Origin of the sequence: Achromobacter piechaudii NBRC 102461, from assembly GCF_001571245.1 — a bacterium.
Lineage (GTDB): Bacteria > Pseudomonadota > Gammaproteobacteria > Burkholderiales > Burkholderiaceae_B > Achromobacter > Achromobacter piechaudii.
Genome location: NZ_BCTK01000005.1, coordinates 598788 through 610465, shown reverse-complemented (window position 1 = coordinate 610465; position 11678 = coordinate 598788). Strand labels below are relative to the sequence as shown.

The following is an 11678-nucleotide window of genomic DNA, read 5'->3' as shown; positions in this document are numbered from 1 at the left end:
GAAGCAGCATTGGGTAAACCCTGAGCAATATTGGCGCCAAAATAAGCTAACATTTTTTCAGTTTCGATTTCCCCTCCCGACTTCACGGCGCCCGCCGCCGCTTTCCGTCCATGACCCAAATCCCGCAGTTTCCGTTCGTCTCGGTTTCCGGCACGCCCGAGGCCCGTGGCCGTTCCTATGGCCAGCAAGCCACCGCCCGCGTGCGCAAGAGCGCAGCCATGTATGGCCAGACACTGGTTGACCTGGGCTACGACGCCATGGCGCGCACCGAGCTCATCGCTCACTTCGCGCGCGAGATCGAACACTTCGCGCCGCACTACCTGGAAGAAATGCGCGGCATCGCCGCCGGCGCCGACGTGCCGTTCGAAGACATCGTGATGGTCAACGCCCGCACCGAAGTCGTGGCCAAGGCGCGCGCCGAAAAGAAGAAGGCGGCCGAACTGGAACCCGGCGATGGCTGCACCGGCGCGTTGATCCTGCCCACGCGCTCGGCCAACGGCAACCTGATCCACGGACAAAATTGGGACTGGCGCGCCGAATGCGCCGAGACCGCCATCGTGCTGCGCGTTCGCAACGACAACGGCCCGGACATTCTCACCTTCGTGGAAGCCGGGGGCCTGGCGCGTAGCGGCTTGAACAGCGCGGGCGTGTCCATCACCGCCAATTACCTGGAGTCCGACCGCGACTTTCGCCAATTGGGCGTGCCGCTGTCGCTGATCCGCCGCAAAGTGCTGGAACAGCAGCATTTCGCGCTGGCGATCAAGGCGGTGGCGACCACGGCCAAGTCCTGCTCCAACAACATCATGCTGGGCATGGCGGCGGGCTTTGGCGTGGACTACGAATGCACCACGGATGAAGCCTTCCCCATTTACCCGGGCAACGACGACCTGATCGTTCACGCCAACCACTGGGTCAGCGAAGTGGCCTTGTCCAAGTTGCGCGACACCGGCCGCGCCAGCACGCCGGAAAGCGCCTACCGCGACTGGCGCGTGCGCCGCCTGCTGAACGAAAAGCCGCAACTGACGCGCGAAGACCTCAAGCGCGCCTTGTTCGACGACTTCGGCGCGCCCTATTCCGTCTGCCGCCCGCCGCGCCCCGGCAGCCACGACAATCTTTCGGCCACGGTCGCCATGGTGGTCATGGAACCCGCCGCCGGCCTGATGGAAGTGGCGCCGCTGCCCGCGCTGAATCGCACGTTCACCCGCTACAGCCTGACCGCCGAACCCGAACTGCTGGCCGCCGCCTGATACGCGGCGCACCCGCGCAACCCAAGGAAGTTCCAATGAAAAACCATCGTCTGGGCGCCACGGTTGCGCTGGCGCTCGCTAGCCTGGCGGGCGCCGCCAGCGCGCAGTCCGACACGCCGCTGCGCATTTCCATGACCGCCGACATCCGTTCAACCGAGCCCGGCGTCAATCGTGACAGCAATAGCGACGCGGTCGTGATGCATATCGTCGAAGGGCTGGTCGCCTATGGCGAAGACGCCGAAGTGCGGCCGTTGCTGGCCAAATCGGTGGACATCAGCCCTGACGGCAAGACGTACACCTTCACCCTGCGCGACGGCATCAAATTCCACAACGGCAAGCCGATGACCTCGGCCGACGTGCTGTGGAGCTGGCAGCACTACACCGCCGCCAATTCGGGGTGGCGCTGCGCCAGCGAATTCGACGGCCGAGGCACCGTCAAGGTCACGGGGGTGGAAGCGCCGGACGCGCGCACCGTCGTCTATCACCTGGAAAAGCCCAGCAGCCTGTTCCTGGCGTCACTGGCGCGGATCGACTGCGGCGGCACCGGCATCCTGTCCAAGGATTCCGTCGGTGCGGACGGCGCCTGGCTCAAGCCCGTCGGCACCGGCCCGTTCGAACTGGCCGAATGGAAGCGCGGCGAATACATCCGCCTGACGCGCTTTGCCGACTATGCCAATCAGGACGGCAAGCGCGATGGCTATACCGGTTCCAAGCGCCCTTTGGTAAATGAAGTGCGCTTCATGATCGTGCCCGATGACTCGACCGCCAAGGCCGCTTTGCAACGCGGCAACATCGACATCATCGAAGACGTGTCGAACAGCGACGTTCCAGTGCTGCAAGCCACGCCCAACGTGAAGGTAGCCTACGCGCCCGTGATGAGCATGACGGCGCTGCTGTTGCAGACCCGCGACCCGGTGCTGTCCAACAATAAGATGCGCCAGGCGCTGGCGCATGCCATCGACTACAAGCAACTGGCCGCCGCCGTCACCGAAGGCCTGGCGCAGCCCAATAATTCCATCGTGCCGCTGGTCTCGCCCTACCACGACGCCACGCAGAAGCAGGGTTGGGACTATGACCCCGCGCTGACGGCCAAGCTCTTGCAGGAGGCCGGCTACAAAGGGCAGCCGCTGTCGATCCTGACGACCAAGCGTTATCCACAGTCGTATAACGCGGCGGTGATCGTGCAGGCCATGTTGCAGGCGGTGGGCGTGAATGCGCAGTTGTCGGTCGTGGAATGGGCGACTCAGCTGGACCGCTACAACGCCGGCACGTACCAGATGATGACGTTCCCCTACTCCGCGCGCCTGGATGCGGCGTTGAACTACGAGATGGTGACGGGCGACAAGGCCAAGCAGCCGCGCAAGATCTGGGACAACGCCCAGGCGTCAAAACTGGTGGAAGCGGCTTCGGTCGACAGCGATCCCGCGAAACGGCAGGCGTCGTTCGATCAGTTGCACAAACTGTTCCTGGCGGAAGTGCCCAGCATTCCGCTCTACAACGGCTTGGACATCGGCGCGTATCGCAGCAACATCAAGGGCTACCAGCCCTGGGCGGTGAAGAAGCCGCGTGCGTGGGAAGTGGAACGGGTCGCGCCCTGAAGCGGCACTGAGGCTGCGGGAAGCAGACCGTGAACGGGTGGAGCCCACCCGTTCACTGTGACCCGCAACGCGCTATTTGTCGCCCACCATCTTGGTCTCCCAGGCGCGCGGCTTGCCTTCCCAAACCGAAAAGCCCTGGACCCGCTTATTCGCCGCCCATGCGTCCGCGCCGTTGTAGAGCATCAGCATCGGGGCCTGCTCCAGCATCAACGCGTGCAACTGATCGAAAAGCGCCTGGCGCTTGGCCGGGTCGGACTCCAGGAAACTTTCGTCGATAAGCTTTTGCGCGGCCGGGTCGTCCCAGACCTTGCGCGGCTGCTTGGCCTTGTCGCCCGAAAACTGCTCGAAGCTTAACGATGGGTCCAAGCGCGACGAGAACGAGAACGAGCTGATCTGGTATTTGCCGGTGTTGTAGCGGTCCAGTTGGGTCGCCCACTCCAGTACTTCGATCTTTGCGTTGATGCCTACCGACTGCATCATGGCCTGCGCGATCACCGCCACCTGATAGCTGGGCACATGGGCCCGCTTGTTGGCGTAGATCACCACGGGCTCGCCCTTATAGCCCGCCTCTTTCAGCAGCTGCTGCGCGCGCGCCGGGTCGTACTTGTAGCCCTTCTTCTGGGCATCCTTGTAATAAGCCGAACCCGCGTACACGGCCGAATTATTAAGTTGGCCCAGCCCTTCGGAGGCCGCCGCGACCACCTGCGGAATGTCCAGCGACGCCGCGATGGCCTGGCGCACCTTCACATTCTTCAACACCGGGTCCTGCGTCTGGAACAGCAGCACGTGCTTGACGGCGTCGTGCGGGCTGAACACGGTCAGCGTCTTGACGCCTTTCAACTCGCCCACGTCCGTATTGGTGATCTGGCTGGCGTCGATGGCGCCGGACATCAAACCCGCCTTTGACGTGGACGGGTCCGGCACCACGAGAAACTTCACCTCGTCCACCAGCGGGCGCTTCGAGCCGACATACCCGTCGGCGGTATCGCCTGCCGGCGACGTGTAATCCTTGAACGCCGACAGCAGCGTGTATTCGCCGCGCTTCCACTCCTTGAACATGTACGGACCGGTGCCGATCGGCTTGATCCACGAGCCATCCGCCGCCACCGAATCCTTGGAGACGATTGCCGTCATGCCACAGTCCGTGCGCGCCAGGGAATCGAGGAACACCGCCGACTTGCGATCCACCTTCATCACCACGGTCTTCGCGTCGGGCGCGGTCACCTCGGTGACCTTCAAACCATTGCGGCCGTCGAAATCGCTGCGGCAGCGCCAGTCCGTCTTGGCGTCCATATAGCGCTGCCAGTTCCACAGCACATCGGCCGAGGTCAGCGTGGCGCCGTTGTGGAACTTGACGCCGTCACGCAGCGTGAACGTATAGGTCAGGCCATCGGCCGACAGGTCGACCGACTTGGCCAGCAAGGGGCCGACGGTGCCGTCTTCCCGGTAACCGACCAGCCCTTCGACGATATTGAGCACCACGCCATCGGTGGTGTTGTCGCGGTTGACCCCCGGGTTGGTCGAACGGATGTCAGCCGGCTGCGCGATGGTCAGCACGGCGGCGTGGACCGGCAAGGTGGCGGCCAGCGCCAGGGAGAGCGCAAGCGCTCTGGGAACGAAATGGTGGTGCATGCAAGAGACTCCCCGGCGTGCGGCGCAGATATCACGCGTATTTTTTGGCGCCAAAATAATCTGCTAATTATGGAGACTCTGGCATCTGCCGCCATACGGGGTATCCCTGAAGCACACCGCAAAAAAAAGCGGCGGCCTCATTAAGAAAGAGGCCGCCGCGATATGCGTCGCAGGCGATAGAGAAATCCGGTAGGCCGGTTTACGAAATATCCTGCCCGACGTGCTGCGTGATGATCTTCTGCAAGCGCTTCACGTCGCGCGCTTCCAGGGCTTCGACCATGTCGAAGTGCTCGCGCGCCGAGATCTCGATGCGCGAGCGGGTCACCCATTCCTTGGCCGGCGCGGCGGGGCCACGCGCGCGCGTGTCCTGGATCAAAGTGGCCAGTTCGCGGTTGCTGCACATGTCGTACATGGCCGCATGAAACGCCAGGTTGACTTCGTACTGTTCCAGCAAGGTGCCGTCTTGCAGCAGCTTGGCGAAGCGTTCCGCCAGCGCGCGCAGCGCACGCACCTTGGCGGGCGTGACGTTGGGCATCAGGTCGGCGGCCGCGCCCGATTCCAGCAGGATGCGGATGTCGCGGATCTGATGATGCACGTCCGGGTCCATCGCGTAGACGTGATAGCCGCGATTCGGGATGTGCGCGATCAGCCGCTTGGCGGCCAATTGATCCAGCGCCCGGCGCACGTCCAGACGCTTGGCGTCGTAGCGCTCTTGCAGGTCGATCTGTTTCAACCAGGCGCCGGGACCATACACGCCCGCCTGAATATCATGGGCGATACGGTCAACCAGGCCGGGTTGCGTCGCTGCCGTTTTCGGCATGGACCACTCCCGTCTATGAATTCCAAAGCGCGTATTTTAGGCGTAAGTTCTTGCGGGGAAAGCGGGGAGTTCCCCGCCCGCCGTCAGGCCACATCATGCAATCGCGCGCATGGGTTCCTGCCCGTCCAGCCGCCAACGCAAGCGCACGCCCCCGCTTTCGGTGGACTCCAGGGCGGGAATGGCCTGTAGCAGGCTGCGGGTGTAGTCCTCCTGCGGCCGGTCGAACACCGCATCGCGCGTGCCTTGCTCGACAATGCCGCCGTTGCGCATGACCACCACGCGGTCGGCCACCTGCTCCACCACGCCCAGATCGTGGCTGATGAACAGGCACGAAAAGCCGTGGCGTTCCTGAAGATCGGCGAACAGGTCCAACACCTGCGCGCGCACCGTCACGTCCAGCGCCGATACCGGTTCGTCGGCAATCACGAACGCCGGCCGTCGCACGATGGCGCGCGCAATGGCCACCCGCTGGCGCTGCCCGCCCGACATCTCGTGCGGATAGCGCTTGGCATATTCGGACCCCAGTCCCACCTCGGCCAGCACTTCGTCCACGCGGCGCCGCTTGTCCACGGCGGACAGGTCATTGACCATGCGCAGGCCCTCGCCCACCAGTTGGCCGATGGTCATGCGCGGATCCAGCGACGAATACGGGTCCTGGAACACCATCTGGCAGTTCAGGCGGTAGTCGCGCCAGGCCGCCGAGCGGCGATCCACGGGCTGGTTGCGAAACAGAAGCTGACCGGACGTGGGCGCAAGCAAGCCGGCGATGGCGCGGCCCAGCGTGGTCTTGCCAGACCCCGAACCGCCGACCACAGCCACCACCTCGCGCGGCCTGACGTGCAGGTCGATGCCATTCAACGCGCGCTTGGCGCCCGTGCGCGAGAACAGGCGCTGATGGCCGGCGTAGTCCACCACCAGATTCCTGACTTCCACGATGGGTGCATCCTGCGTCAGCTTGCGGGCCGGCAGACGGCGCGGCATGGCCTCCAGCAGCTTGCGCGTGTAGGGATGCTGCGGCCGTTCCAGGATGCCCGCGGTCGTGCCGGCTTCCAGCACCTTGCCATGCTGCATGACGACCATGCGCTCGGTGTAGCGGGCCACCATCGGCAGGTCGTGGCTGATCATCAGCACCGCCGTATTGTGTTCGCGCGTCAGGTCCACCATCAGCTCCAGCACGTCGCGCTGCACGACGGCGTCCAGCGCGGTGGTGGGCTCGTCGGCGATCAACAGCGCCGGTTCCAGCAACATCACCGAGGCCAGCATCATGCGTTGTCGCATGCCGCCCGAAAACTCATGCGGCCAGGCGTCCATCGCCGCTTTCGGGTCGCTGATGCCCACGCGGCGCAGCATCTCCAGGATGCGCTCACGCCGCGCCGCCGTAGACAGCGAACGGCGATGCAGTTTCAAGCCTTCGTCCAACTGGCGGCCAATCGGCATGGAGGGATTGAGCGACGTCATGGGTTCCTGGAACACCATGCCGATACGCGCGCCGCGCAGCTTGCGCAACACTGCCGGGTCTGCCCGGGTCACGTCCACGCCTTCGAACAGGATCGCACCGCCCGCAACCACCAACGGCGCGGGCGTCAGGCCCATGATGGCGCGCGCGGCCTGGGTCTTGCCGCTGCCGGACTCGCCGACGATGCCGACCATCTCGCCCGGCGCGACCTCGAACGACACGCCGCTGACGATCTCGCGGCCGCCCAGGCCCACGGTCAGGCTCAGGTTCGATACGGATACCAGTGCGCTCATTGCACGCCCCTCATGCGGGGGTCGAGACGGTCTCGCACCGCGTCGCCCAACAGGTTGATGCCCAGCAGCGCCAGCGCGATGGCCAGGCCCGGAAGAATGGAAAGGTAGGACGCCTGCGCCATGAACGGACGCGCGGCCGCCAGCATGTTGCCCCAGGTGGGCGCGGGCGGGGGCACGCCCAGCCCCAGGAACGACAGCGCGCTTTCGGCCAGGATCACCCAGCCGAACATCGACGTAGCCAGCACGGTCAAGGGCGCAACGCAGTTGGGCAGCACGTGCCGGAACATGGTGTAAAGCTCGGAATTTCCCAGCACGCGGGACGATTCGATGAACTCCTTTTCGCGCAGCGACAGCACCGTTCCGCGCACGATGCGCGTTACCGAGGGCGTATACGCCAGGCCCAGCGCCAGGATGATGCCGTACTTGTTCGCGCCCACCACGGCCAACAGGCCCAGCGCCAGCAACAGGCCGGGAAAGGCCAGTAACGCGTTGTTGAATGCCATGATGATGCGGTCGGTCCAGCCGCGCACGAAGCCGGTCAACGTGCCGATGGCGGTACCCGCAATGATGGCGAAGCTGACGGTCAACAGGCTGATCCAGACGCTGCTGGACGCGCCAGCCAGCAGGCGCGACAGCTCGTCGCGGCCGAATTCGTCGGTGCCCAGCAGGAAGTCGCCGCCTGGCGGTTTGAGCCGCGATACGAAATTGATCTTGAGCGGGTCGTGCGGCGTCCAGAAGGCGCCCATGAGCGCCGCGACGATCATCGCCCCGACAATCAGGCCGCCCAGTAGCGCATTGGCTGGAATTCGCTTTTTCATTCGGCGGTCACTCTCGGGTCGAAGATGGGATAGCAAAGATCGATCAACAGGTTGACGACCACGTAGACCACACCCACAAACAGCAGGCAGCCCTGGATCACGGGATAGTCGCGGGCAAAGATGGAGTCGACCAGCAGGCGGCCCAGGCCGGGGATGGTGAACACCGTTTCCACCACGGCGATGCCGCCCAGCAGGTTGCCCAGCACCAGGCCGATCAAGGTCCAGGTCGGACCGAACGCATTACGGAAAGCGTGGCGCATCAGCACGGCGGATTCCGACAGGCCCTTGGCGCGCGCGTGGGTGATGTAGTCCAGCCGCAGCACTTCCAGCGTGCTGGCGCGCGCCATGCGCATCAGCACACCGATCTCGTGCAGGATCAGCGTCAGGATCGGCATGGCCAGGTACAAGAGGCCGGCCTTCCAGTCTTCGCCGATCGACACATAGCCCACCACGGGCAGCCATTGCAGCTTCAGGCCGAAGAAGATCAACAGCAGCAGGCCCAGCCAGAACGTGGGGATGGAAACCAGCAAAGTGGCCGAGCCCACCAGGAACAGGTCGGGCCATTTGTTTTGCTTCCAGGCGGCGATCATGCCGGCCGGCACCGCCACCAACGCGGCGAACAGCACGGCCACCAGCACCACGCGCCCGCTGATGAGGAAGCGATCCCACACCAGCGCCAGCACGGGCTGCCCGGTGTTGATGGACGCGCCCAGATCGCCATGCAGCATGTTGCCGAACCAGATGCCGAACTGCGTCAGCCATGTCTGGTCCAGCCCCAGCCGGGCCCGCAGGTCCGCCAGCGCGGCCGGCGTGGCCAGGTCGCCCAGCAGCAGTTGGGCGGGATCGCCCGGAATCAGCCGGATCATCACGAATACCGCCACCGCCACGATCAACAGTGTCGGCACGGCCATGACAATTCGGGATAGCGCGAAACGCAGCATGGCCCTCTCCTATTCCTGGACGCGATGGCACGCGCCGGCCTTGCGGCCGGCATCGCCCGTGTCAGTTTTCTTCATGGCGCAGCTTGCGCAGCGCGCGCGCCAGGAAGTCCTGCACCCGGCCCACGCATTTCAGACCGTCGTGCGGCACGTTATCCACCAAATCCAGCACGGCGTTCACGCCGGCGGCTTCAAATGAACGGCGCAGCGACTCCAGCCGCTCGGGACGCGTCTTGCCGGCGTCATTGGCCCCGGCCATGAAGAACTTGCCGCCTTCGCGGTGCGTGATTTCCCAGGTTTCCAGGTCTGCCTTGCCCACGATCATGTGCACCGCCACCTGCTTGAGCGCTTCAATATCCACGCCCTTGCCGAAGCGCGTCTCTGCATCGCGCACGCCTACCCACCAGTCCTGGCTGGGATCCAGCAGCGTGACCGAGCCCGGCGCGCCGATCGATACCGCCCACAGGCGTTCGGGGTGCAGGTAGGCAAAGCGGTTCACGAACTGGCCGCCGCCGGAATAGCCGAACAGGCCGAACTTGTCGAACCGCAGCCCGAACTTCTCGCCGACCTCGGCCACCATGTCGAGCAGGATCTCGTCATAGCGGATGTCGCCTTCACGCAGTTGCTTGAAGCCGTCGCGGTTGCCATCGCCCAGCGGTCCCACGGGGAACAGCGGGCACAGCACGATGCAGTCGTTCCAGCGCGCGAACTCCGCGAACGCATCGCGGTATTCCACAAAGGCGCGGCCGGTGCCGTGCATGATCACCACCAGCTCCATGGGGTGGCGAGACGTGTCGATGTGAGGCGGCACGTACATGCAATAGGAAAAGCGCGGGTCGGTGCGCGCGGCGAAGACCGTGCTGTGGCCCAGGTCATAGATGGCCCGCGCCAAGGCGGCGTCGGGGGTCAGAGCGATAGCTGCGTTGGACTGCATGATTTCCTCATCTCCATGGCCGCAAGGCGGGTGCATGGTGGCTGCCAATGATCGACGATAATGATCACATAAATTGGCGCCAATTTTAGGCGTATGAAAATCAGTGCAGCAAGGCAGGGGATTCCCTAGGCTGGCGCGAATCTGCGCCAACCCAGGCAATCCGAGCCGCTTCAGCCCTTCTTGAAAATGCGCTTGACGCCCGCCACCACGCCCAGGACCACGGCGCCGGCGACCACGCCGAACAAGGCGTTGAGCACGGTGGACGTCAGCGCCTGCATGAGCGCGCCACCGCCGACAGCGGCAGCGGCATGCTCGACGGCGGCATATACGGGCGGGATGCCGTGCGTGAGAATGGCGCCGCCCACCATGAACATCGCGGCGGTGCCCACCACTGACAGGGTTTTCATCAGATAAGGCGCGGCGGCGACGATGCCCCGGCCCAGCCCGGCCACCGCTTGCGTACGCTTCTTGCTCAGGTGCAAGCCCAGGTCGTCCAGCTTGACGATGCCGGCCACCAGGCCATAGACGCCTATCGTCATTGCGATGGCGATGATCGACAGGACCGCCACCTGACGCGTGAAGTCGGCGCCCGCCACCGCTCCAAGACTGATGACGATGATTTCGGCGGACAGGATGAAGTCGGTACGCACGGCGCCCTTGATCTTGTCGCGCTCGAACGCGACCATGTCCACCGACGCGTCCTGTAGCGCATGCGCGCGCGCGGCGTGCTTGTCGCCGTCGGCCTCTTCATGCGGCAGGAACTTGTGGGCCAGCTTTTCCACACCCTCGAAGCACAGGAATGCGCCGCCCAGCATCAGCAGCGGCGTCACCAGCCAAGGAACGAACGCGCTGATCAACAGCGCTGACGGCACCAGGATCAGCTTGTTGATGAAAGAACCCTTGGCCACCGCCCACACGACGGGCAGTTCCCGGTTGACCGGCACGCCCGAGACCTGCTGCGCGTTTAGCGCCAGGTCGTCGCCCAGCACCCCGGCGGTCTTCTTGGCCGCCACTTTGGTCATCACGGACACGTCATCCAGAATGGTGGCGATGTCATCGAACAATGCGAAGAAACTGCTGCCGGCCATCAAGCATCCCCTGTGCCTTTTCGGTGATCCGAGTGTACAGGCGGCAAGGTGTGCGCCGATGTGGCGGATCGGTCCGTTTTTATTCCGTTTGTGTCTTGATCCGTGACCTGATCGTTGCTCGCGCCCACAAAAAGGCCGCCCTATCTGGGGCGGCCGGTAAGCTGGACAGCACGGCGCTGCGCGGGATCAGGAAGGCCGGGCATGGGAATCCACCACAAGCCGTCCATGATTGATCGCGGCATCCACCGCCATGCCGGGGCTGGATACAAACCCGCCCGATTCGAACAAGGGCACGGCATGGTGTTCATTGAGTTGATCGCGGTCGGCAGCCAATTCAACGGCCACGGTCGCGGTGAAAGCGGGGCGGCCGGTGCCGCCGACGGAAACACGGGAAACGCTGGCGGTCAGCCGGTAGCCCTTGTAAACCATATTATTGTGAAGCATGTAGCCTCCTGTTTGAAAAAAAGGCCCAGAGGGCCTTTATTTACAACGCGCGAATTTGCGTGGCGTGGGGGCCTTTGGCGCCCTGAGCGGTCACGTAGCTGACGCGTTGATTTTCGACCAGCACTTTATGACCGTCGCTGACGATTTCCGAAAAGTGCGCGAATAAATCCTTGCCGCCGTTCTCGGGCATGATGAATCCAAAGCCCTTTGCATCGTTGAACCACTTCACGATTCCGGTTTCCATAATCTCATTCCTTTAAATGCGGGCAGCGCCCGCGAAGATGAGCCTATCAAGGAAAGGACCGCGAACAATGTAGCGCCACGAAGGCCGCAAGACCGGACGAAAATCACGATGCTCGAAAAGCTTCAATCCCACTATGGGTGCAGCGGTGATCAAAGTCAATTAGCGT

The 11678-nt window shown here is 64.0% G+C and carries 11 protein-coding genes; 2 read left to right on the top strand and 9 right to left on the bottom strand.

Going from position 1 to position 11678, the window contains the following annotated elements:
• Positions 1-110 precede the first annotated feature (110 nt).
• The gene (locus API01S_RS09490; protein ID WP_061304278.1) at positions 111-1247 is read left to right on the top strand and encodes a C45 family autoproteolytic acyltransferase/hydolase; all 1137 of its coding nucleotides are present in this window, start codon (positions 111-113) and stop codon (positions 1245-1247) included.
• A gap of 35 nt (positions 1248-1282) precedes the next feature.
• Entirely contained in the window at positions 1283-2845 is a 1563-nt protein-coding gene (locus API01S_RS09485) for an ABC transporter substrate-binding protein (RefSeq protein ID WP_061304276.1), read from the top strand.
• Positions 2846-2917: 72 nt separating this feature from the next.
• On the opposite strand, the gene API01S_RS09480 is transcribed toward API01S_RS09485, so the two are convergent.
• The 9 genes from API01S_RS09480 to API01S_RS09440 form a co-directional block, all read right to left on the bottom strand.
• Positions 2918-4477 carry an ABC transporter substrate-binding protein gene (locus API01S_RS09480; RefSeq protein WP_156487094.1) on the bottom strand — a complete coding sequence of 520 codons (1560 nt, stop codon included), beginning with the start codon at positions 4475-4477 and terminating at the stop codon, positions 2918-2920.
• 199 nt (positions 4478-4676) lie between these two features.
• Positions 4677-5297, bottom strand: coding sequence for a GntR family transcriptional regulator (locus API01S_RS09475; RefSeq protein WP_006217935.1), 621 nt, complete (start codon positions 5295-5297; stop codon positions 4677-4679).
• 93 nt (positions 5298-5390) lie between these two features.
• Positions 5391-7046, bottom strand: coding sequence for an ABC transporter ATP-binding protein (locus API01S_RS09470; protein ID WP_061304274.1), 1656 nt, complete (start codon positions 7044-7046; stop codon positions 5391-5393).
• Positions 7043-7864, bottom strand: a complete 822-nt coding sequence (locus tag API01S_RS09465; RefSeq protein ID WP_006217933.1) for an ABC transporter permease — start codon at positions 7862-7864, stop codon at positions 7043-7045. Before API01S_RS09465 ends, API01S_RS09470 begins: the two co-directional genes overlap by 4 nt.
• A complete protein-coding gene (locus API01S_RS09460; protein ID WP_061304272.1) occupies positions 7861-8805 on the bottom strand; it encodes an ABC transporter permease in 945 nt (314 codons plus the stop codon). Before API01S_RS09460 ends, API01S_RS09465 begins: the two co-directional genes overlap by 4 nt.
• 61 nt (positions 8806-8866) lie before the next feature.
• Entirely contained in the window at positions 8867-9736 is an 870-nt protein-coding gene (locus API01S_RS09455) for an alpha/beta hydrolase family protein (RefSeq protein WP_061304270.1), read from the bottom strand.
• 170 nt (positions 9737-9906) lie between these two features.
• Complete coding sequence (locus API01S_RS09450; RefSeq protein WP_061304268.1) at positions 9907-10824, bottom strand: DUF808 domain-containing protein; 918 nt, start codon at positions 10822-10824, stop codon at positions 9907-9909.
• Positions 10825-11010: 186 nt separating this feature from the next.
• The gene (locus tag API01S_RS09445) at positions 11011-11268 is read right to left on the bottom strand and encodes a hypothetical protein (protein WP_006217929.1); all 258 of its coding nucleotides are present in this window, start codon (positions 11266-11268) and stop codon (positions 11011-11013) included.
• A 40-nt stretch (positions 11269-11308) separates the two neighbouring features.
• Entirely contained in the window at positions 11309-11512 is a 204-nt protein-coding gene (locus API01S_RS09440; RefSeq protein WP_006217928.1) for a cold-shock protein, read from the bottom strand.
• Positions 11513-11678: the final 166 nt, after the last annotated feature.